Origin of the sequence: Fluviicola sp., assembly GCF_039596355.1 — a bacterium.
Taxonomy (GTDB): domain Bacteria; phylum Bacteroidota; class Bacteroidia; order Flavobacteriales_D; family Crocinitomicaceae; genus Fluviicola.
In genome coordinates this window covers 84,939-105,967 of the sequence record NZ_JBCNJW010000001.1, presented here as the reverse complement: position 1 = coordinate 105,967, position 21,029 = coordinate 84,939, and the positions used below count along the sequence as shown (strand labels likewise).

The 21,029-nt window shown below is 44.0% G+C and carries 21 protein-coding genes; 9 read left to right on the top strand and 12 right to left on the bottom strand.

All coding sequences use genetic code 11. The annotated features are described in order from the left end of the window. Positions 1–58 precede the first annotated feature (58 nt). The 5 genes from ABDV94_RS00405 to ABDV94_RS00385 all read left to right on the top strand — a co-directional run bounded on the left by ABDV94_RS00405 (position 59) and on the right by ABDV94_RS00385 (position 5,098). Positions 59–952, top strand: a complete 894-nt coding sequence (locus ABDV94_RS00405) for a 3-hydroxybutyryl-CoA dehydrogenase (RefSeq protein WP_343603820.1) — start codon at positions 59–61, stop codon at positions 950–952. Between the two features lie 86 nt (positions 953–1,038). Next, positions 1,039–2,100: a transglutaminase domain-containing protein gene (locus ABDV94_RS00400; protein ID WP_343603819.1), complete on the top strand. Its 1,062-nt coding sequence runs from the start codon at positions 1,039–1,041 to the stop codon at positions 2,098–2,100. A 94-nt stretch (positions 2,101–2,194) separates the two neighbouring features. Continuing rightward, the gene (locus ABDV94_RS00395; RefSeq protein ID WP_343603817.1) at positions 2,195–3,607 is read left to right on the top strand and encodes a glycosyltransferase family 39 protein; all 1,413 of its coding nucleotides are present in this window, start codon (positions 2,195–2,197) and stop codon (positions 3,605–3,607) included. A gap of 35 nt (positions 3,608–3,642) precedes the next feature. Beyond that, a complete protein-coding gene (locus ABDV94_RS00390) occupies positions 3,643–4,281 on the top strand; it encodes a hypothetical protein (RefSeq protein ID WP_343603815.1) in 639 nt (212 codons plus the stop codon). A gap of 46 nt (positions 4,282–4,327) precedes the next feature. Further along, the gene (locus tag ABDV94_RS00385) at positions 4,328–5,098 is read left to right on the top strand and encodes a GH25 family lysozyme (RefSeq protein WP_343603813.1); all 771 of its coding nucleotides are present in this window, start codon (positions 4,328–4,330) and stop codon (positions 5,096–5,098) included. A 113-nt stretch (positions 5,099–5,211) separates the two neighbouring features. Here ABDV94_RS00385 and ABDV94_RS00380 read toward each other — a convergent pair whose 3' ends face one another. The 5 genes from ABDV94_RS00380 to ABDV94_RS00360 form a co-directional block, all read right to left on the bottom strand. Next, complete coding sequence (locus tag ABDV94_RS00380) at positions 5,212–5,763, bottom strand: DUF4924 family protein (protein WP_343603811.1); 552 nt, start codon at positions 5,761–5,763, stop codon at positions 5,212–5,214. A gap of 3 nt (positions 5,764–5,766) precedes the next feature. Further along, a complete protein-coding gene (locus ABDV94_RS00375) occupies positions 5,767–6,378 on the bottom strand; it encodes an OmpH family outer membrane protein (RefSeq protein ID WP_343603810.1) in 612 nt (203 codons plus the stop codon). Positions 6,379–6,380: 2 nt separating this feature from the next. After that, the gene (locus ABDV94_RS00370; RefSeq protein ID WP_343603809.1) at positions 6,381–6,623 is read right to left on the bottom strand and encodes a hypothetical protein; all 243 of its coding nucleotides are present in this window, start codon (positions 6,621–6,623) and stop codon (positions 6,381–6,383) included. A 197-nt stretch (positions 6,624–6,820) separates the two neighbouring features. Continuing rightward, complete coding sequence (locus tag ABDV94_RS00365) at positions 6,821–7,219, bottom strand: DUF1987 domain-containing protein (protein ID WP_343603807.1); 399 nt, start codon at positions 7,217–7,219, stop codon at positions 6,821–6,823. A 125-nt stretch (positions 7,220–7,344) separates the two neighbouring features. Continuing rightward, positions 7,345–8,154 carry a hypothetical protein gene (locus ABDV94_RS00360; protein WP_343603806.1) on the bottom strand — a complete coding sequence of 270 codons (810 nt, stop codon included), beginning with the start codon at positions 8,152–8,154 and terminating at the stop codon, positions 7,345–7,347. Between the two features lie 299 nt (positions 8,155–8,453). On the opposite strand from ABDV94_RS00360, the gene ABDV94_RS00355 reads away from it, so the two are divergent. After that, positions 8,454–9,344 carry a protein kinase gene (locus ABDV94_RS00355; RefSeq protein WP_343603804.1) on the top strand — a complete coding sequence of 297 codons (891 nt, stop codon included), beginning with the start codon at positions 8,454–8,456 and terminating at the stop codon, positions 9,342–9,344. Between the two features lie 152 nt (positions 9,345–9,496). Here ABDV94_RS00355 and ABDV94_RS00350 read toward each other — a convergent pair whose 3' ends face one another. After that, on the bottom strand, positions 9,497–10,153 hold the full coding sequence (locus ABDV94_RS00350) for a hypothetical protein (RefSeq protein ID WP_343603802.1): 657 nt from the start codon (positions 10,151–10,153) through the stop codon (positions 9,497–9,499). After that, complete coding sequence (locus ABDV94_RS00345; RefSeq protein WP_343603800.1) at positions 10,150–10,674, bottom strand: DNA-3-methyladenine glycosylase I; 525 nt, start codon at positions 10,672–10,674, stop codon at positions 10,150–10,152. The genes ABDV94_RS00350 and ABDV94_RS00345 overlap by 4 nt, the downstream gene beginning before the upstream one ends. Positions 10,675–10,716: 42 nt before the next feature. Between ABDV94_RS00345 and ABDV94_RS00340 the strand changes: the two genes are divergently transcribed. Then, on the top strand, positions 10,717–11,316 hold the full coding sequence (locus ABDV94_RS00340) for a transferase hexapeptide repeat family protein (protein ID WP_343603799.1): 600 nt from the start codon (positions 10,717–10,719) through the stop codon (positions 11,314–11,316). 2 nt (positions 11,317–11,318) lie between these two features. Here the strand turns inward: ABDV94_RS00340 and ABDV94_RS00335 are convergent, their stop codons facing one another. The 3 genes from ABDV94_RS00335 to ABDV94_RS00325 form a co-directional block, all read right to left on the bottom strand. Continuing rightward, positions 11,319–12,818, bottom strand: a complete 1,500-nt coding sequence (locus ABDV94_RS00335) for a hypothetical protein (RefSeq protein WP_343603797.1) — start codon at positions 12,816–12,818, stop codon at positions 11,319–11,321. Between the two features lie 29 nt (positions 12,819–12,847). Beyond that, positions 12,848–14,359, bottom strand: a complete 1,512-nt coding sequence (locus ABDV94_RS00330) for a hypothetical protein (protein WP_343603795.1) — start codon at positions 14,357–14,359, stop codon at positions 12,848–12,850. A 61-nt stretch (positions 14,360–14,420) separates the two neighbouring features. After that, a complete protein-coding gene (locus ABDV94_RS00325) occupies positions 14,421–15,923 on the bottom strand; it encodes a hypothetical protein (protein WP_343603793.1) in 1,503 nt (500 codons plus the stop codon). A gap of 188 nt (positions 15,924–16,111) precedes the next feature. Here ABDV94_RS00325 and ABDV94_RS00320 point away from each other — a divergent pair, with 188 nt between their 5' ends. Then, positions 16,112–18,616, top strand: a complete 2,505-nt coding sequence (locus tag ABDV94_RS00320) for a leucine-rich repeat domain-containing protein (protein WP_343603791.1) — start codon at positions 16,112–16,114, stop codon at positions 18,614–18,616. Beyond that, a complete protein-coding gene (locus tag ABDV94_RS00315) occupies positions 18,613–19,383 on the top strand; it encodes a hypothetical protein (protein WP_343603789.1) in 771 nt (256 codons plus the stop codon). Before ABDV94_RS00320 ends, ABDV94_RS00315 begins: the two co-directional genes overlap by 4 nt. Positions 19,384–19,417: 34 nt before the next feature. Here the strand turns inward: ABDV94_RS00315 and ABDV94_RS00310 are convergent, their stop codons facing one another. Both ABDV94_RS00310 and ABDV94_RS00305 read right to left on the bottom strand, forming a co-directional pair. After that, the gene (locus ABDV94_RS00310) at positions 19,418–19,609 is read right to left on the bottom strand and encodes a cold shock domain-containing protein (protein WP_343603787.1); all 192 of its coding nucleotides are present in this window, start codon (positions 19,607–19,609) and stop codon (positions 19,418–19,420) included. Positions 19,610–19,734: 125 nt separating this feature from the next. Continuing rightward, complete coding sequence (locus tag ABDV94_RS00305) at positions 19,735–21,012, bottom strand: pyruvate dehydrogenase complex dihydrolipoamide acetyltransferase (protein WP_343603785.1); 1,278 nt, start codon at positions 21,010–21,012, stop codon at positions 19,735–19,737. Between the last annotated feature and the right edge of the window lie 17 nt (positions 21,013–21,029).

The following is a 21,029-nucleotide window of genomic DNA, read 5'->3' as shown; positions in this document are numbered from 1 at the left end:
TGCACAACTATAGCAGACTTTCATTATCTTCGCCCACGAAAAAATAAGAACTCAATTCATGAAAAACGTAGCAGTTATCGGAGCAGGTACCATGGGGAACGGAATTGCCCACACCTTTGCACAATTTGGATATAATGTATCATTGATCGATGTTGCTCAGGCTTCATTGGATAAAGGATTGGCAACAATCACCAAGAACCTGGACCGCCAGGTGGCGAAAGAAGCAATCACGGAAGCGGATAAAGCGGCAACGCTTGCAAACATCACGACTTTCACTTCTATGGAAGACGGTGTAAAAGGTGTTGAACTGGTGGTAGAAGCTGCAACGGAAAATGTAGACCTGAAGCTGAATATCTTCAAGCAACTGGATGCATTAACTCCTGAGAACGTGATCCTGGCATCCAATACCTCTTCCATTTCAATTACCAAAATTGCTTCGGTAACCAATCGTCCGGAGAAAGTCATCGGAATGCACTTCATGAACCCGGTTCCGGTGATGAAACTGGTAGAAATTATCCGCGGATACTCCACCACCGATGAGGTGACCAACCTGATCATGGAAACGTCTAAGAAACTGAACAAAGTTCCGGTTGAAGTAAACGATTACCCTGGATTTGTAGCAAACAGAATCCTGATGCCGATGATCAACGAAGCCATCTATACCTTGTTTGAAGGTGTTGCCGGCGTAGAAGAAATTGACACGGTAATGAAACTGGGAATGGCTCACCCGATGGGACCACTGCAACTGGCAGATTTCATTGGTTTGGACGTGTGTCTGGCTATCCTGGAAGTATTGCACGACGGTTTCGGAAATCCGAAGTATGCACCTTGCCCGCTGTTGGTAAACATGGTTACTGCAGGTAAAAAAGGAGTGAAATCCGGAGAAGGATTCTATTCCTGGACACACGGAACGAAAGACCTGGTTGTTGCTCCGAACTTCAAGAAGAAATAAATTCAACCCACGATAGAAAAGCGGAATTCAATTGGGTTCCGCTTTTTTAGTAACCAAACACCCAATTCAGCTTATCCCAACATCTGATGAATCGCGAAAAAGCATTTTTGTTCCTATTCTTTTTGTTGACATTTGCACCACAGGCCTTTTGTCAAATCTCCGATTCCCGCAAGCGAAGTCTCGACAGCATTGTGTCATCCATGGAACTTCCCGTACGAAAAGACCTGGAACTCGCACAGCGTTTTCTTGATTCCAAAGGTCAGAACGACGAAGAAAAAGTATGGCTCTATTTCGGCTACCTGGGCACGTATTTCAAGTACGACCGCGAGCGCATGAAAGACCTAAAAGCGCCTTTCTACAACCCGGAGCTCACCGCTAAAAGATCCAAAGGAGTGTGCAGGGATTTTTCGCGCGTGTTTGAATACCTCTGCGTGAAAAGCAACATTCCCTGTTTTTCGATCATCGGAAAAACCAAAATGGGCATCTTTGAATTCATCGGGCGCAAATTTCACCGGATGAGCACCCAAACCAACCACCAATGGAATGTAGTGCGGGTTAATGGAACCTGGATGCTCATGGACCCAACCTGGACACACATCGCTTCGAAAACAAAAATTCCGGTCTTTAATCCGGTTTCGAAAACCAGCCAATCTTTTACACTTATTTCCGTAGACCGCACCTACTACAATCCCGATCCGGTTTTCATGGCGCAGTCTCATGCTCCCATTCACCCCGCTTTCAGTTTGCTGAATGAAATTCCGACTTATAAAACCATCCGGAAGAAAGCGAAAAAACAACGCATCTACAAGGAAAACTATGCTTGCAACCAGGTACTGGATTCAATCTGGGTTCAAAAAAACACCTTGTTTTCCCGCGCATTTGTGGATGAGAGCTACCACTATTCCAGCGTTCCCACACTCCGCTTTCTTTTTAACTACGAACTGGATATTGCATTGGTAAAACCGGATAAATCACAACCGGTAGATGCCCGCTTTTATGACGAACGCATCTCACGGATCAAACAGCTTGAAACACACATCAACGCTATTTTCGGGGTAGACCTCAGTTCGCAGAGTGACGAAGCAATCAAGGAACTCAAAAAGAGAAAAGCAGTGTACGAAAAACAGCTGAAGCCTAAAAAGCGCTGACCGGAGTTTCTCCTTCAGATGATGAGCAATGTGCAAACGCCTGTCCGCAATTTCAAACTTTTCTTCTAACTTTAGTCCGACTCAAAAAACAAACGTGAAATCATTCTTCGGACTTCCCATTTTCAAAGACATTCGCTTCTGGATTATCCTATTCTTCCTGATCCGTATGATTGGAATTATGAATCCGCCGCTGGAAGTTGCCCACAACTGGCGACAGACTACCGGAACGATGGTTACGCGGAATTTTTACGAGGAATCGGCCAATATCTTCTACCCGCGTGTTGACTTTGCCGGAGACAAAACCGGAATTACCGGGATGGAATTCCCGCTGTTGAATTACATCGATTACTGGGTTTCGGAATTATTCGGCTACCAGCACTGGTACGGACGTTTGATCAACCTGATCGTGAGCAGTTTGGGAATCTGGTTTTTCTTCCGGATTCTGAAACGGTATTTCAGCCGGGAAACGGCTTTTAATGCTTCGATTATTCTATTGGCCTCTATCTGGTTTGCCTACAGCCGTAAAATCATGCCCGATACCTTTGCGACGTCCCTGTTACTGATCGGATTTTTCTACGCCTGCAAATACTTTGAGGATGAAGGAAAAAAATGGATCTACCTGACCTTGTATGCGCTCTTTACCTTATTCGGAATCCTGGCAAAACTCCCGGTCGGCTTCCTGCTGATTTTATACGTCTTTTTCTTTTTCGATAAGCGCATTCAGGTCAACCTGAAAATCGTTTTTTTCATCGTCAGCGGCATCATTCTAGCCCCCGTTGCCTGGTGGTATTTCAGCTGGGTTCCTTACTTAGTGGAGAAATACCAGTTTTGGCATTTTTTCATGGGAAAACCCATCGGCACCGGAGCCAGAGAATTGATCGAAAACTGGCACGACGGATTGAAGCATTTTTACGATGCCGCGTTGAAATTTATCGGGTTCGGGGCTTTCCTGATCGGAATTTTCTTCGCGTTCCGGAAAGGAAACAAACTGCTTCTGCGCATCCTCGTTTTGTGTTTCGCCGCATTCGCAGTCATTGCATTGAAAGCCGGTTTTACCTTTACACATCACTCCTACTACATCATTCCGTTTGTTCCGGTCATGGCTCTGACAGCCGGTTACGGAATCAGCCAGTTTTCCAAAAAGTGGATTCAAATCCTGTTTCTAACCGCGATTGTTTTGGAAGGAACGCTCAATCAGCTGCATGATTTCCGAATCAAAGAACACGAGTTGGCTTTTGTGAAACTGGAAGGAGAACTGGATCATTTTTCGAAACGAACGGATCTCATTGCCGTGAATACGGGAGATAACCCGACTGCAATTTATTTTGCGCACCGCAAAGGTTGGGTGGCAAGCAATGACGAGCTTCTCGATCCAACTTTCAGAGAATCAATCCGCCAAAAAGGATGCAAATACATTGTTGTTTTGAAGCGTTATCTCGGCGGTGATTTGTACCTCGAATTACCTACCGTCGTCAACAACGAAAACTGGGTCATTTATAAGCTTTAGCCGATAAAATCAGTACTTTCGTACAAAATCAATGTATGAAATACCTCCTAATGATTGCTTCGCTGGCAAGTTTTACCGCATTCAGCCAGATCGTTCATCCTGAAAAACAACCGAAAACAACTTCCGATACAGCCCGTATTGCGTACCTGCGTACTCCTGTGAAAAACATGCGCGTGGTGCAATTCGGAATAGAAACAGGAACACAGTTTGTACGTGATTCTGCACAGCTTTCGCGCCTTGGAAAGAACAACCTGTTCCATTACGGGTTGAACCTCCAGATTGGTGATTTGGGTGCACAACAAATCTATACGCTGATCGGGTGTGATTTTTACGTCAGTAACGGCTACCAGAAAACCAGTGATTCCAATCAATTCAAAGAAGCGGTTTGGGGTGTTTCCGGTAATTTCGGAGTAAGAGTTCCTATCCCGCTTTCCAAGCTGACTGCCATTCATTTCGGGCCTTCCTTGCTGGTGGGACGTCACGGCGTGGCAAAATCGAATGTTAACACTTTCGGAATCCGCCTGGCGGCAAGCCTGGAAAGACGTTTGGGAACAGTTCCGTGCATCGGTTACCTCGGGATCGCTTACGACAACAACCTCCTGTATCGCAGGGACAAAAGCCTGGTAAACAGAGACCTGAACCAGCTGCGTGTATATTTCGGCCTTCGATTCTAAAAAGAAACGGATCGTATGGAATTTAGGCTAAATTTGCAGCCGATTCATGGCTAAAAGAAGAGTTTCAAAAAAACCTGCCAAACGCAGGTCAAAAAAGGGGAAAAAGACGAAAGGAAAGTTCTTTTTCTGGGTACTGATTCCCGCAGGAATTGCAGGATTTATCTTCTTTTGGTACCAATCGAAGGGAATGGTTCAAACTTCCACTCATTTTCACGAGATCATTCCCCCGGGCTACAAAAGCGTCGGGCTGGATGTTTCGCACCACCAGGGAGTCATCGACTGGGATTTGCTCTTTACCGAAAAAGGCTTCGATACCATTATCGATTTCGTGTACTGCAAAGTGACCGAAGGATCGGATCACATCGATACGCAATGGCAGCGCAACCGGGATTATCTCAACAAACACGGCATTTCAAACGGTGCATACCATTACTTCAACCCAAAATCGCTTCCAAGACCTCAGGCGGCTTTTTTCCTGGCGAATTACCAGATTCGAAGCATCGACCTTCCTCCCGTACTGGATGTGGAAGACGAAGGATTTTCGGATGAGGATTTGAGAGCCAAAGTATTGATTTGGTGCGAAGAGATCAAAAAAGCAACCGGAATCAAACCGATCATTTATACTTCCTTGAATTTCTACGAGACCAAATTCCGTGGAAAGATGGATGGCTACAACTTTTGGATCGCTGCATACAGCCGGGAACCGCAATACATGACTGACCGCGAAGTACTTCATTGGCAATTTTCAGAATCAGGAAGACTTCCGGGAATCGACGGAGATGTGGATTTGAATGTGAGTAAACTCGACCTCTACTAATTCAAAATGACCAATTTAAAATTCAAAAATGTCCTTCCGAAAAAACCTTTTGAATTTTGCATTTTGAATTAAAAAAGCGTTTTTCAGCACCCTGAGTGGAGTCGAAGGGTGCGTTAGTTGTTCCAATACTGCCCTTCCCCGCCTTTCATTTGGTGGTAAGAACGTGTCAGGTAAGCCAACAAAATACGCATAGCGTCAAAAGCTTCTTCTGTTTCCTGGCTGATTTCCTTTTTCTGCAGTTTCAGCAGTAATTTCATATACAGCGCGTGAAAACAAACTTCCAGGTGGTTCATTCCTTTGAGGTTCGAATGCTCGATAAAGTCTTCGATATATGGAAGTGCGGTCGTATAAAGTGTCCGGTATTTTTCATCGTTTACCACCGTCAGCAGTGAATTGTGCAGGTACGATAATTCTACGAGTACATCCTGCAATTCCAGGCGGTGTCCTGCTTCAACAATGCGTTCGGATTTCATATCCCGGATCAGGCCGGAATACCAGGAACGGTAACTTTCCAGATAAGCTTTATCCGGAAGATTGGGTTCCACAACTTCTTTCATGATGCGATCCAGGTCGAATTGATAAGCACGAATCAAATCTTCAACCTGATACATGTATAAAATATATTCAGCGACGTTTTCCCTGAGTTTTTGTTGTGCTATCAACATAGTTTATTTCCCCAAATCTTTGTCCATCATCTCTTGTTCGTGGTTCAGGAAGTCGATAAAGGAACGTGTTACATTCATTTTGTCGTTAATGAAATTAATCTGTCCTCCCTGACCGTGAATCAACAAAATATCAATCCCGTATTTTTCACAGTACTTTTTCCCTGCTACTTCAATCTTTTTGGATAATACCGTCAATGCCTCACTGGTTTCTTTTTCCAGTTGTGCACCTCGTGATTGCTGCATATTCATCAATTGCTCACGCAAACGTACGATTTCGTTTTCCAGGCTCTGCATATCTGCACCGGTCATGGTTCCTTCACGCATGTACTTTTCGTAATTCTGCGCTTTTTGCTCCAGTGAACGCTGCTTCGACATCAATTCGTTTTGAAATGCCTCTCCTTTTTTGGTTATGCGCGCATCTTCATTTTTATAATACGTAAAGCCTTCTTTCAGACTGTCGGAATAATAAAATGCAATTTTCAATCCTTTGGAATCTACCGTAGGAACAACAGGAGGAGTTTCTTCTTTTGTTTTAGCCTCTTCCTTTTTGTCCGAACACGCGAATGTTGTCAATCCAAGAATCAAACCTGCTGCGATAACCTGTCCTAATTTCATACTTATTTGTTTTTAAATGCTTCCTCCCAGTCAGTACGCATGGAAAGAAACCGGTCTAATGAGTTACGTAATAATTGATCTGTCACCATGCGCTTCACTGCTTCCACTCCCCCGTCTACATCGGTTTCTGCAATCTTAAAGGTTTGTTCGAATTGACCCAATTCAATCTTCACCAGGTATTTTGCATTGTACAAGAAAATCTGAATCTTGTAACGGGGATGAGGGATATCAGCAATTACACGCATAATACTGACAAAAATAATGAAAATGGAAAAAGAGGGGCTTTTTCTGACTGATAATTTAAGTAATTATGACTAGAAAAAAGAAAAAGACAAAAGAGGCAACACAAAAGACTCCGGACCGGTTTTCGGTCTCAGGCCCTGTATCTATGGATTATAAGTCTGATACTTAAAAACCACTCCAATAACGTCATGAAGAAAAATTAAGCGACCACCAAATCATTATCCGTATACTCACGGAAATCGAATGGTACATGAACCATAAAAGCATAATCCTGGCCCACTTCATACATATCCTCATCGGATTGTCTGTAGTACCATTCAACCTTTGCTTTTTTGCCCGAATCAACCAGTTCGTTGAGTTTGTAAAGCAAGAATAAAATGCGTTTGGATGACGTAATATTGAAGTATTCCAAGTCTATTTTCACAAGGGTTTCATCCAACGGATTCGACATGTAAGCATCAAACCATGTTAAAACAACACCCCAAAAAGATTCAGGATCATCCGGGATCGAACGACCTTTGATTTCCATGATTCCTGTAGCAGGATTAAAATCTACCAAGGGGGTTTGAGCAGTTGCCTGAATTAATAATGTATCCATTTCTCACTTTCGCTTCTGCAAGTTGTGAATTATTTTTCAAACGACAAGGTACTTTTCTACGAAAGATTTAATATTTTCGACTAATCAACTCAGTATCAATAGCAAAATTCTTAACAATGATTTAACTATTCATTCACAAGGTGAAATTGGAGCAAATCCGCCATGGGACTGGCAAGACACTTCAAAATAGTAACTCCTTGTTTTTTAAACACTTCCTCAAAAATGATTCGTTGCTCAAAACCGTAGGTTCCGATGAAAGCAATTTGATCCGGATTTGGAATTTTTGAGCCGTAATTTTCCCAAAATAATAACGCATTTTTCCGATGCAAAAAATCAAAATTGAGTCCGGAAGTTTGATGTGCTAATCCGGCAAGCCATTTTTGAGATTCGGGGCCTGCCAGCTTACCCAAAATACGTGCTTTCGACCCGAACAATTCTGTCCAGGAGTCTTCCCATTCGGACGATTCCAGTAAAAAGCGTGCCAGCAGTTTCCCGAAGTAAAATCCGCTACCTTCATCTCCGACCCATGAACCGTAGCCTCCAATGCGCTCCACAATCCGGTTTCCGTCATACTTCACCAGGATAGAACCTGTTCCCAATATTCCGACCCAACCTGCCTGCTTTCCGTAAAGCGCCCTGCAAGCAGCCAATGTATCGGGATATACTTCCACCTTTGAAAATCCGGCCCGGTTGAGGAATACCTGCATGTCGTTCTGAACTTCATCAGAAGCGCATCCGGCTCCGTAGAAATAAAGCGGAACATCCAGTCCGCCGAATGTTTCCTGCAACTCTTTCAACGTTTCTTCCGGATCTGCCAGCACGTATTTGGGGTGCATGCTGCGCGTCTGCAACCATTTTACTTCGTTGTTGCTGTAGACCAATGCCCAGCTGGTTGAGCTCCCACCGGAATCCGCGATAAGGTATTTTACGTCCATATCCTCAAAAGTACTTTTTTCTTTGAGCAGTCTGTCAGAGTTTTGAGGATGATTTGATGATTGTATTCATACTTAACTCTTTGCGACTTTTAATTCGAATGATCATGTTCCCACAGATGCACAGATTAGAGCGAGCCTACCGGGCTCGCTTAAATGACGGACGTCATAAAAAACAGGTGCATCTATGAGAGCGGTCAAAAGAAGTTCTGCGGAATCCGCGCAATCAGCGGGAGAAGAAAACGACTATTCTGAAAATACCGGAATTTGTGGTAACTTGCATAGAAGTTATGGAGAACAGGATGAATCCCGCAGAAAAATACCGGATTTTAGAGCAGATCGATGCAAACAAGAGAAGAAAGTTTGCGGCGGTTTTTCTCGCCGAGGATAAGGTTTCCGGAGTGAAATCCATTTTGAAAACGATCCAGAAGCGCGAAGACAATCTACTGGCCCAGGAACGTTTGAGGAAAGAAGCCTCATTCTCATTCATCGTGGACGGACTTCCCGAAACGATGGATTTTTTCGAAACGGAATCGGAAATCCTGCTGTTTAAATCGTTTCAAAACGGCATTACCCTAAACGATTACCTGGAACAATTCAGATCCAAAGAAAAAGCACTGGAACTGTTCAAAGTACTGGAAAGGCTGGAGCCTGTCCTGGAATACATTCATCAAAATCAAATTTACCACCTGGATATCAAACCCGGCAACCTGATCATCGATCCGTCAAAAGACTTACATGTTTCACTGATTGATTTCGGGCTGGCACTCAACAAAAACGAACCGGATCCTAGAAAAACATTATTTCCCCTGGGGTTTGCCGCTCCGGAATTACTCTTAAACCAATTGGATCTGGTTGATCCGCGAACGGATTATTTTGCATTGGGAATTACCTGCTGGACGTGTCTCCAGGGACGTATGCCACTCATTGATCCCAATCCGAGTATTACCACCAACCTGCAACTGACCTACCCGCTTCCGAGTTTGGATAGCAAGTATAAATCCGTAAGCCCGGTATTGCAAAAGCTGGCTGCCAAGCATCAATTTACCATTCCGCCGAACAAACTGAGCCCGGAAGAACAAAAAGCGGCACTGCTGAAAGGAATGGAGAAACGCTACGCTTCTTATTCGGAATTTCTGGCTGATTTTGAGAAACAGTTAACCAGCGGCAAAAAAAGCTGGTGGCCCTTTTAACGTTAATTGACAATGAAGAATTGAGAATTGAAAAGTTTCCCCAGTCCCGCCGAAACCCTTGTAGACCAATTAAAAAGTTTACTGAGCGACCTGTAGTGAACTTGTCGAACTAAGTCGAAGTGAACTTTTTTAACTTTTACCTTTTCAATTAATTAGAAGAACAGGTCTTTTCGATACCCGATACTGCACCCGAAGTTCAGCACCGAAACCTGCGTATTTGCCGCTCCGGAAAGTTTTGCAGAACCTGCGGCAACAATCGCGTAGGAAAGGGAAACATCCATAAACAATGTTCCGAAAGCAAATTGTTTTTTCGCTCCTCCCTGCAGACCGAAACTCAACAGGAACACGCTTCCCTTATTCGCATCGCGAATGGTATATGCGCTCTGATCAATGGCTTCTGTTACCTTGCTGCTTAAATGGTAAAGAGACAAATCAAACACAGTTCCTCCGTAAAGACCAAACCCATAATCGAAATTGGACCCGATGAAATATCTTCTGGTTCCTCCCTGGATTCCGTATTGTGTCACCCCGTTTTTAACCCCCACAGTCATCACCGAAGGACTTGTTCCCAGGTTATTTGCTTCCGCATAGGTTGAATCCAGTTTGTTGTTTTTGAGACTTGCATACGCACGGATGACGATTGATGCACTCTCATCCCTCGGGATTTCTACTCCCAGGTTCAAAGTCTTAAACAACTGCCCCGAACCGAATCCGTAATTCAACCCCGGACCAACCATCAGACCAACCTGTGCATATGACGAAATGCTGAAAAGTACAGCAATAACGGGAAGTAATATTTTTGCTTTCATGATCCTGTATTTAATTCCTTATATCTATAACAATGTGCTTGATGTGCTCCCGGAAGATAGCCTGTACTCATTAAAAACTCGTTTACAATCTCTCCTCCGACAAATTTAAAATGTTTTTTAAACAACTTTACCCACTCCTCTTTTGACTTCCCTAAGTTGCTGTCTAGCCAATACTTAAAGCTACCAAATTCTTTTTGGATTAGCAAGAGTTGCTGTGCATTATATATAACGGCGTTTATCTTCAATTTATTTCGTATAATCCCCGCATTTTGAAGCAGTTCGTTTACTTTATCTTCCTGGTAATTCGCAATCTTTTCTATATCATAAACGTCAAAAGCTTCCGAAAAGTTTGCCTGCTTCTTCAAAATTGTGTCCCAGGACAATCCTGCCTGGTTAATTTCAAGAATCAAACGCCCGAAAAGCTCGTGATCATCCTCAATTGGCGTGCCATAATGGAAATCATGATAGATACGATGAACATCGTCTTTTGGTTTGCTTAAAACATAATCACAATAACTCATTTTGCCGTTTTGATTGTTTATTTTTACCAAAAATAGGTATTCATGGCGGTATATTCATTCAATGGTTTCATTCCAGTTGTTAAAAAATCTAGTTTTATTCATCCTCAGGCAGTTGTGACCGGAAACGTCCTGATCGGAGAGGATGTTTACATTGGTCCGGGAGCTGCAATTCGCGGTGACTGGGGACAGATTATCATTGAAGACGGATGTAATGTCCAGGAAAACTGCACGATCCATATGTTCCCGGGAACAACTGTTACGTTGAAGAAAGGAGCGCATATCGGTCACGGAGCGATCGTACACGGCGGAACGATCGGTGAAAACTGCCTGATCGGGATGAATTCCGTTATTATGGACGACGTGGTGATCGAAGATGAATGCATTATCGGAGCTTTGTGCTTCGTTCCTGCCAACATGCACATTCCGAAGCGCAGCCTGGTGGTCGGGAATCCGGCGAAAGTCATCAAAGAGGTTTCGGACGATATGATTGCCTGGAAAACCAAAGGAACAGCATTGTATCAGGCACTTCCGAAGGAATGTTTCGAAACCCTGATTCCGTGTGACCCACTGGAAGAAGCGGAACCCAATCGCCCGAGCCAGGAAAAAATGTACCAGACCTGGGAAACGATCAAAAGACAGTAAGCCTATTTCGTGTAACTGATTTTATTGATAAAAAAGACCGTACGTTTTTTTGCTACTTTGTCGTCTTCTTTGTTTTTGATGACCTGCGTCCCACAAACCAGGTAGTTATCTTCATACCAATAAAAACAAGACGAAGCCGTATATCTGACCTTATCACCTTCCCGCTCCGTTACAATCTTTCCGTAATCAGTTTCCGTCATTTCGCGATCAGGGGTGATGGTCGTTGCCTTCAGATTCATTCCCGTAGAAAACATCATCCTCATTCCTCCTTCTTTGTTTTCCGTGATTCGCAGATTCTTGATGACCGTAAATGGTTTATTCGATAAATATATCGAGAAACAATAATCTTTTATTTTCTGCCCGGACTCATCCAAATCCAGAATCGCGGCATGCGTATACTGATACCCATCAAAAACCGAACGGGTGCTTGTTACTGCTTTTCCACCGACATAACTCGTATACGATTCTGTACGATAGGTCGGGTAATACACCTCACCTATGATTCGGTAAGTATTCCCGACAACCCATACCGGGTGAACAGCGACAAAACTTTGAATAATATCCTCTCCGCCCTTTTCTTTTTTGCGGTTCACGCGTTTTTCCATTTTTGCCCTTGCCTTTTCCGGTAAATAGTTTAAGTAGGTTTCAAAATCCGTGAATGAATGATAAGTAATAAAATCTTGTTTCTCGTCCGTCCATTTGGAAAGGTAATATCCAGCAGCAGACCCCTTGCTTTTGGAAGTTCCATAGGTTCCTGCGATCAGAAAACTGTTTTCATTCATCCACGTTACACCCCCACCAATAATCGAATATTTCGGATCTTTATCCAGTTCCATACTACGGGTAATTTCCCCGTTCGATTCAATCAAAAGCAAATGCATGGTCGCTGTTTTCATATCTCTTCCGTCCTTCAGAAGCACCACCACTTTTTCATTTTTATTGTCCAGTGCGATAGATTCGATTATTCTACCGGAACTAATTCCCGGAACCAATACAAACTGCTGATCTCCCGAAACGATATCCATCAACAAAATAGTCGGCTTTCGCTTCTGATATCCACTCATCACAATTTTCCCGTCCAGCAGCAAATAATTTACATCACGATAACGGGCGTCGGCTTTTTCAATGATGCGTTCATCCAAGGACTGATTGTACACATCGTAAATTTTCAGAATCCATTCTTTCCGGTTGGAAAACAAAAATACGATCTGGCTGCTATCTACCGAGAATAAAGTTGCATTTTTGGTAAAACGTGAATCGCGTTCAAAATCAACCGAACTTTCCTTTTTAAAGTCTTTGGAATACCTGGAAATATGAAAGATATCATGTACTCCTCTTACATTTTCGAACTCGAGAGTAACAAAGCCTTTTTCCCCAATCGGGAGTACCTGACTGATCCGCTCATCTGTTTTCAAATCAATTTCAATTCTTTCCCCATTGATAATCTGTGAAAAGGACCAGAATGCGTTTAGTACACATACGAACAAAAGACTATTTTTCACTGCAGTTTTTTTTACAAAAAAACAACAATTCATTGAAATGCTTCCTGCGTATAGGTGACTTTCTTCACAAAATAAAATCTTCCTGTAACCCATTCGTAGTCCCGGAACAAGCCCTCCTCGTATTCAGTACTCATCTGGTTTCCGAAAAACAGGTAACTGTTACCGTACCAATATATCAATCCGGCATTATTGGTGATACGGTCAGGAATAGCAATTTCTTCCTGTAGTTCCTCAATACGTTTTGTCCTGATCTGATGATCTTTGATTTCGTGTATCATCAAACCATTGGGATAGGCATAGATGATTTGTAACTCACCGGATCGACTTTTAAGCGCCCACAACTTCGCGGAAACTTTACGGGGACGCCTTTCCAGATGGATTGGAAAACAATACCCTCCGATTCTATTTCCTTTTTCATCCAGGTCTAAAACCAGCGCATCGGTGTATTCATACCCAACGAACACTTTTTCGGTCTTTTCTTCTATTTCTCCCTTCAGATTTTTCGTCTGCGTGGTCACATATTCTTCTTTCCGGTAGTATACTTCGCAGATTAAGCGATACCCCGAATCAATGGCATACACCGGATGAAATACAACCGTATTCTGAACAAAATTCTCCACATTCGGGTGCTGCCTCTCCACATCCACTATTTTCCGGTGATCTTCGGGCAGATAATCCAAATGGTCTTCGAACCGGCTGAAAGAATAGTGTTGGAGGGACTGCTGGACGTAATTTTCCCACCTGGAGAAGAAAAATCCTGCGGCATGATTGGAGAAACGGGATAAACCATAGGTTCCGGCAAGTACGAACGATCCCTCATCAATCCAGGTCACGCTTCCGTCAATAATCACATAGCGGGAATCTTTTTCCAGAAAGAAAGGCGACGAAAGTTTTCCGTCTGCGTCCATAAAAACCAGGTTCATTTCACCGCGCTTTTTAGATCTTGTTTTCCGGAAAAAGATTGCAAGCCGTTTATTCCCGCTGTCAGTGGTCATAGACACCACATTTCCCTTGTTTTTCATGTTCGGCAGTTTCAGAATGTCCTGAATTCCACTTCGGAGATCCAGCACCAGCATGCGCGGACGCCAGTGTAATAAACCACTAATCACCATTTTATCTTTAAACCGCACCAACTCTCTCACTACAAAATCTTTGTCCAGCATCTTGTAGGTTTCTTCCGTAAGCGTTCGCTTTTGGGTGTCGAAGGTCTTTATAAACCAGGAAGACTTGCCAACAAACAGGAAGGTAAATGACGTGGAGTCTTCGTTTGCAAAAAGCCCGAGGTTTTTCCACGATCCATCCACATGAATGGGTAATTCCGCTTCTTTCTGTAGTCCGGTTGAAAAAGACAGCAGTTTACAGGATTTTTCCTTCTTATCACGCAATAACATTAACAATCCCTTTCTGCCAATTGGACGAATCGACAACACGGTTTTCTCATCCATCCCACTCAACTGCATACTTGATTCCGTGCGGAACTGGGCAGACGCGGTGAAGCACAAGAACAGGGCAAAAATTGGAGGTATCAACAGGTGTTTCATAGTCGCTTTTCAGAACGTAACTTCTCACAAAAAACATACCATCCAGAAACTTCGCTGCGTATCAATCGTTGTAGGACATTTTCTTCACGAAGAACACCGTAGGACGGTTTTTCTTAGCCCGTCTTGAATGATCGCTTTCGTCATCCGACAAAACGGTCTGAACTCCGTAGATCATATACGTATTTCCGAACCAGTAAACACAACGGACAAAGTTGGTACTGCGCCCCTCTACGTCCATATCGGCACGAATCCCCCCTATTTCGGTCGTTTCCACTTCATTTCCTACGATTTCATTCATCACCAGGCTGTGGTTCTGCGCATAAACCATTTTCATATCTCCGGCTGCATCATCATAAACACGCAGGTTCCGGATGGGTTTGTAAGGCTTGATTTCCAGGTTCAGGATAAAACAGAAATCGTTGATCTTCTCTCCTTTTTCATCCAAATCCAAAATGGCAGCGTGGGTATATTCAAATCCGTCAAAAACGCGCACCGTGCGGGTACTCATTCTTCCGTTCGAGCTCATATACGTTCTCGTTTCATAGCGGTAGGTCGGCACATAGACTTCCCCGATCATCCGGTAACCGAAATCTGTCAGGTAAACCGGGTGGAGTTCAACCATATTCTCCACGTAATCCGATGCATTGGAGCGTTTACTTTTCTTTTGGATCGATTTCACCTGGCGCGTCGGCAGGTATTTGGTAAAATCCCTGAATTCCGTAAATGAATGATAGGTAATGAACTGCTGCACGTTGTTTTCCCATTTGGAAAAATAGTAGCCCGCCGCCATTTTGGACAAATGCCCCAATCCATAGGTTCCGGCAAGCAGGAACGATTCGTTATTGATCCAGGTCACCTGTCCGTCGATAATCGAAAACTCCGAATCTTTCTCCAGGGTTAGCGGCGAAGAAAAGACTCCGTTTTCATCCAAAAAGACCAGGTTCATGGCACTCGTTTTCTGGTCTTTTCCCCTGCGGAAGAAAATGACTGCGCGTTCCTTATTTTCGTCCAGCGTGATGGATTCGATGGAACCGACCGCTTTGATTTCCGGAATTTCCAGCAATTCTTCCTGTCCGGTACGAATATCCAGCGTGAGCAGGCGCGGACGTCTGTGCAGCAATCCGTTCATGATGATTTTATCTTTCAGTACCAGGAAATTAAGGGGAACAAAACTCGCGTTCTGTTTTTTGAATTCTTTTTCAGTAAGTTCCTGTCGTTCGGTAGAAAATGTTTTCACGAACCAAGAAGACCGGGAAGCATACAAAAACGAAAATTCCGTGGAATCCTGGTTTACAAGCATTCCATGGTTTTTGGTACGCTTGTTCATCGTAAACTCAACGGTTGTTTCTTCCTGGAGATTTGCCGAAAAGGAGATCAGCTGGTATTTCTGCTCTTCGGATTCATTGCTTAAAGCAAGGGCCAGAAAACCTCTTTTTCCAAGCGGGTAAACAGATTTCACGGTGACATCTCCCTGGGAATCGAATTCCAGGCTTCCCTCCAGTTTCAACTGACCGAAGGATGACAGGCAGAGTAGTAAAATACAGGCCGTTAGTATGTGTTTCATGGTTTCTTTTTGTACAAAGTAAATAAAAATACTTGCTGTAAATCTACCCTATTGAAAGTGACACGTTGTTTCTTCAAGCACCGTCAATATTCAACGAAATCCATCGTTTGCTCTTTTTCTTTCAAAAATGTGTTTACCCGGAATACTATTTTGACATCTGGGTATGTTAATCCTGAAAATACAATCGCATGAAGCAGTTAATCACCGTCCTTTCACTCTTTGCAAGTCACTGCGTTTTCTCACAATGCAAAGTCTGTTTTTCGCTCGAAGAAGCCCGGATTTCACCGGTTCAAGTAGAAGAACTCCATTTGAGCAATGCTTCCTTTTCGATCCTCGACAGCAGTTTCAACCGCTTCACCTCGCTGAAGGTGCTGGATTTGTCGTACAATCCTGTGACGGAAATCTCCGTAACAACCTCCCTTCCGAATCTGAAGGAGCTCAATTTGTCTCACTGCAGCTACAATCCGTGGAAAATCAGTGCGATCGGGAAGGCTTTTCCTCAATTGGAGAAACTCGATCTGAGCTACAACGACCTGTTTTTCATGTGGTCGGGACTGCAATCCCTGGGAAACCTGCTGCAACTGGATGTTTCCAACAATCAATTGAATTCCATCCCGGTGGAAATCCTGTTCCTGTCCAAACTGAAAGTGCTCAACGCTTCCAATAACCAGATTCAGCTTCAGGGAAATGAACTGGGCGCTTTGTGGAGTCTCGAAAACCTGGATATCCATTCCAATCCTTCGCTCAACTGCAACGACCTGATTTTAACACTTGCCGAAAACAAACGCTTGAAAGAACTGGCGATCGACGGCAATCAATTGAGTTCGAAAAGCATTCAACACTTATCCCGAATGAACCTGGAACACCTCGATTTGTCGCACGTACAACGACCGTCTTCGATTGATTTCACACGTTTTTCCGCTATCCGGAAAGTGGGACTGAGTCATTCTCCCGACTGGCTTTCCAATGAAAATGCTTCTGATTTCCGGGATGTTGCCAACATCGAATTAACGGCATCTGTTCTGCCCGAAGCACTCAAAGACCTTCCGAAACTCCGCACGCTGACATTAAACGAGATTGATCCGGCGCAGATTCCAAGATTGTATGCGTTGAAAAAACTGGCGGTACTGGATGTTGTCAACACGGCGTTCACGAAAAGCCAGGTAGCTAACTTGCAACAGGAACTTCCGGACACCCGCATCATCAGCAAAACAGCCGAAATAACGGAACGCATGAGCGCAAACCGGGTAGAACCGTTGATCACGATTCCAGCTAAAACGTTCACTATTCCATCGAACCAGGAGACTTCAATCAGCGAAAAGAACGTCTCGATGAACATCCCGAAAAATGCCTTCCTGACTCAATCCGGAATGCCCTACTCCGGCCCGGTTTCCGTGGAACTAACTGTTTATGCAGATGCCATTCAGACGGCGCTTGCTGGAATTCCGATGACTTTCAATGAAAACGGCAAGGAAGAGATTTTTGCTTCTAACGGCATGTTTCGGTTTGAAGCCAGAGGCGCGAACAACGAAGTCCTGAAACCCGATCCGTCTAACCTCATCCAGGTTTCAGTGGGAGATTTGCAACCTGCAAATAGCGGCGGACTGTATGCTTTCAATGACCGGACTTCCCAATGGAAAACGCTTTCGGATACTGTGAGCTCTACCAACCTGAACGAACGCATCAAGCGCATCACGGACTCCATCAACCAACTGGATCTCAAAAAGATGGTTCCCAGAGCAGTGAACGAACGTGTTTTCTCCCTTTACCCGAAATTTTCACGTCTCGACAGAACTCAAATCACGCTTTATTCCAAATACCTTTCCGTAGGAAAAAACAATGCAATGGTGATCCAAAACCGGAACAACCACGTGGGGAAAACCATGACCAAACAAAAATGGGTGATTGATACGCTGGTAAGTCCGGAAATGAAGCGGCAGTTGAAAATCATGAAAAAGGAAACCTTCGGCTGGCGGAATAAAAAATTCTCCGGAGCAGAATCGCAACGGTTCATTCCGCGCCTGGTAAACAACCTGAAACTCATCCCCGATCCGGCCCACGACAATTTCCGGCTGGTATTCCAATACCGCGATTCGGTTGTGAATCTTCCGGTGGCACTGAGCGGAAGTTCAAACAGACACATTCAGCGCAACACCCAACGGTTCGAAACGGGTTTCAAAACGGCACGTACGAGAGATCAAAAAGAGTTAACCGCTTATGAAAACAGCATCGAAGGTCAATTAGAGACCGCTGAGGAACAATTGCGTTTGTCACTCATCAGTCGTGCGATAGCGATGATCAACCAGTCGAACAATCCTTCCATGCTGAACGATCCCAGACGCCTGGAATTCGGGTTGGCCAGTTTCGGGTTGGTGAACTGTGATTTTTTCCAAAGAACACCGGGAGATTACCTGGTACAGACAGCTCCACAACTCATTGATCAGGAAGGAAAACAACACGATACACCGCCGCAGGTAATTACCGTTGATCCGATTAAGAATTTCTACCTCGAAACGCTGTCTGCACAGCCGGTTAATTGTTTCAAGAGTTCTTACCTGGTGTTTGACCTGGGAAATAAAAAACTGGGAGTTGCCAAGGCATTGAAAGGAGAACGGGTGAAGAACATTACACTGATCGATATCCGCGACAAAACTCCCGATGAAGTTTCTTCAGCTATTCTTTCTGTTCTATGAGACGGTTCTTTTTCATATTATTCGTTCAGTTTTCAATCGGCTGCTTTGCTCAAAGCGAGTTCGTTAGAAATGCGCAGTGCCAGTTGCCACGCAGGGACTCGCTTTTTTCTTTTCAGGCAGATGCCAGTGCTTCGGGGAAATACAACTATTTCTCCGATTCGACCGAACAAGTTGAACAACTGCTGAACAAACTCCTGAAAAAGGCGGATCGCAACCGGGCCGACACTTTACGACAGAGCCTGGTTCTTACGGAGTTGGCAACGTTGTGTGTGAAGCAGATTCATGTGATTATGCCGACCGGAAATGAACGGAAGAAACGGCTGGAAAAACGAATCCGGCGCATTTTCTTTGGTTCCAGCTGCAGTTTCGGACTCATTGAAGTGGTTTCGTTTGAAATTCCGCTGGTGAAACAGCAAGGCCATTTTCACTACAACAAAAATGGTCCGGAAGGTGGGTTCAATTTGTATGAAGGAAAAACAAAACCAAAGAAAACAAAAGAAGATCCGGAGCCGGAAGAAGTTCCGCTTGATTTCTATACATACGAGCAGATTCAACAGCGCATTCACCGGGAATTGAGCCGCCGGAAAGCATACCGGTATTTCAATGAAAAACAGGTGGCAGCTTTCGGGTATTGCATTCAGCTGGATAAATCTACCCTTCACACCTCAAAAATTCCGAAGCTGAAGGTATTGCTGATCCTGGGAGAAAAGCGCTTTTCATACAAACAACGGAAATCATTCAATAAAAAAACCTCATTTGCCAGTTGACAAATGAGGTTCCGCAAAGAAAATACGTATATAATTAGGCGTGTTTTACGTTCACAGCCATTAATCCTTTTCTTCCTTCTTCCAGGTCAAACGTTACAGCATCGTTTTCATTTACTTTGTCAACCAATCCTGATACGTGTACAAAGTATTCTTTGTTTGACTCATCTTCTTTAATAAAACCAAAACCCTTAGTTTCGTTAAAGAACTTTACAGTTCCTTTATTCATATTCTTTTATTTGATGAACAAAGATGTAACAATAAATGGAATACGAGCTATTTATTTTAAAAAATATGTGGAAAAATAAAAATGCCTCCCGCTTCGGGAGGCATTTTTAATTGATTTATCAATTTCTAAACCAGCATCATTACTGGGTTTTCCATGTATTGCTTGAATGTCTGAAGGAATGAAGCTCCTGTTGCCCCGTCAACCACTCTGTGGTCACAGGAAAGGGTTACCTTCATAATATTCCCCGGAACAACTTGTCCGTTTTTCACTACAGGCTCCTGGGAGATGCCTCCTACAGCTAAAATACAGCTGTCCGGCGGGTTCACAATGGCAGTAAACTGCTCAATTCCGAACATCCCCAGATTAGAGATCGTAAAGGTATTTCCTTCCCACTCTGCCGGTTGTAATTTCTTTTCTTTTGCTTTTTGCGCCAGTACTTTCACTTCTTCTCCGATCTGAGTCAAGCCTTTACCGTCTGCAAAACGAACCACCGGTACCAGAAGACCTTCGTCAACCGCAACTGCAACTCCGATATGTACGTGACTGTTTCTGCGGATCACGTCTCCCAACCAGGATGAATTGATTGCAGGGTGTTTACGCAGTGACATTGCTACTGCTTTGATCACCATGTCGTTGAAAGATACTTTCACACCTTCCTGGCTGTTCATGGCTTTACGTGCTGCAATAGCATTATCCATGTCCAGTGAAATCGTCAGGTAGAAATGTGGTGCTGTAAATTTGGATTCAGCCAAACGGCGTGCAATCGTTTTACGCATTTGAGAGATCGGCTCGTCTACGAATGATTCGCTCATTGCCGCTCCGGAAGCTGCCGCAGGCCTTGCAGGCGCATCGTAAGGAACATAATGATCTACATCGCGTTTGGTGATTCTTCCACCTTCTCCTGTTCCTGTAATAAAGCTCAGATCTACTCCTTTTTCTTCTGCCAGTTTTTTCGCCAGCGGAGAAACCAGGATGCGTCCGTTTGATACATTTGAAACAACCGGAGTTGCTGCTTTAGGAGCCGCTGCCGCCGGAGCGCTTGCAGGAGCTTTTACTTCTTCTGCTTTTTTCTCTTCAGCTGCAGGTTTTGCTTCTTCCTTCTTCTCCTCAGCCGGAGCTTCAGATCCCGAACCAGCACCTGCGATCAATGCTTTCACATCTTCGTCTGCATTTCCGATAATTGCCAGCAGGGAATTAACAGGAGCTGTTTTTCCTTTTTCCACCCCGATGTGCAACAACACCCCGTCGTAGAAAGATTCGAACTCCATCGTAGCTTTGTCTGTTTCAATCTCAGCCAGCAATTCACCTGATTTAACCGGGTCGCCAACTTTTTTGTGCCATTCAGCAACAACACCTTCTGTCATGGTGTCGCTCAATTTGGGCATGTATATAATCTCAGCCATCTGCGATTTCTTCTATT

Bases quoted from the DNA above. Each gene is read 5' to 3' on its own strand.
- ABDV94_RS00380 (WP_343603811.1), bottom strand. From the start codon at position 5,763: ATGTTGATAGCACAACAAAAACTCAGGGAAAACGTCGCTGAATATATT.
- ABDV94_RS00305 (WP_343603785.1), bottom strand. From the start codon at position 21,012: ATGGCTGAGATTATATACATGCCCAAATTGAGCGACACCATGACAGAA.
- ABDV94_RS00370 (WP_343603809.1), bottom strand. From the start codon at position 6,623: ATGCGTGTAATTGCTGATATCCCTCATCCCCGTTACAAGATTCAGATT.
- ABDV94_RS00345 (WP_343603800.1), bottom strand. From the start codon at position 10,674: ATGAGTTATTGTGATTATGTTTTAAGCAAACCAAAAGACGATGTTCAT.
- ABDV94_RS00315 (WP_343603789.1), top strand. From the start codon at position 18,613: ATGAGACGGTTCTTTTTCATATTATTCGTTCAGTTTTCAATCGGCTGC.
- ABDV94_RS00360 (WP_343603806.1), bottom strand. From the start codon at position 8,154: ATGGACGTAAAATACCTTATCGCGGATTCCGGTGGGAGCTCAACCAGC.
- ABDV94_RS00385 (WP_343603813.1), top strand. From the start codon at position 4,328: ATGGCTAAAAGAAGAGTTTCAAAAAAACCTGCCAAACGCAGGTCAAAA.
- ABDV94_RS00375 (WP_343603810.1), bottom strand. From the start codon at position 6,378: ATGAAATTAGGACAGGTTATCGCAGCAGGTTTGATTCTTGGATTGACA.
- ABDV94_RS00400 (WP_343603819.1), top strand. From the start codon at position 1,039: ATGAATCGCGAAAAAGCATTTTTGTTCCTATTCTTTTTGTTGACATTT.
- ABDV94_RS00325 (WP_343603793.1), bottom strand. From the start codon at position 15,923: ATGAAACACATACTAACGGCCTGTATTTTACTACTCTGCCTGTCATCC.
- ABDV94_RS00320 (WP_343603791.1), top strand. From the start codon at position 16,112: ATGAAGCAGTTAATCACCGTCCTTTCACTCTTTGCAAGTCACTGCGTT.
- ABDV94_RS00310 (WP_343603787.1), bottom strand. From the start codon at position 19,609: ATGAATAAAGGAACTGTAAAGTTCTTTAACGAAACTAAGGGTTTTGGT.
- ABDV94_RS00330 (WP_343603795.1), bottom strand. From the start codon at position 14,359: ATGAAACACCTGTTGATACCTCCAATTTTTGCCCTGTTCTTGTGCTTC.
- ABDV94_RS00340 (WP_343603799.1), top strand. From the start codon at position 10,717: ATGGCGGTATATTCATTCAATGGTTTCATTCCAGTTGTTAAAAAATCT.
- ABDV94_RS00350 (WP_343603802.1), bottom strand. From the start codon at position 10,153: ATGAAAGCAAAAATATTACTTCCCGTTATTGCTGTACTTTTCAGCATT.
- ABDV94_RS00405 (WP_343603820.1), top strand. From the start codon at position 59: ATGAAAAACGTAGCAGTTATCGGAGCAGGTACCATGGGGAACGGAATT.
- ABDV94_RS00365 (WP_343603807.1), bottom strand. From the start codon at position 7,219: ATGGATACATTATTAATTCAGGCAACTGCTCAAACCCCCTTGGTAGAT.
- ABDV94_RS00390 (WP_343603815.1), top strand. From the start codon at position 3,643: ATGAAATACCTCCTAATGATTGCTTCGCTGGCAAGTTTTACCGCATTC.
- ABDV94_RS00355 (WP_343603804.1), top strand. From the start codon at position 8,454: ATGAATCCCGCAGAAAAATACCGGATTTTAGAGCAGATCGATGCAAAC.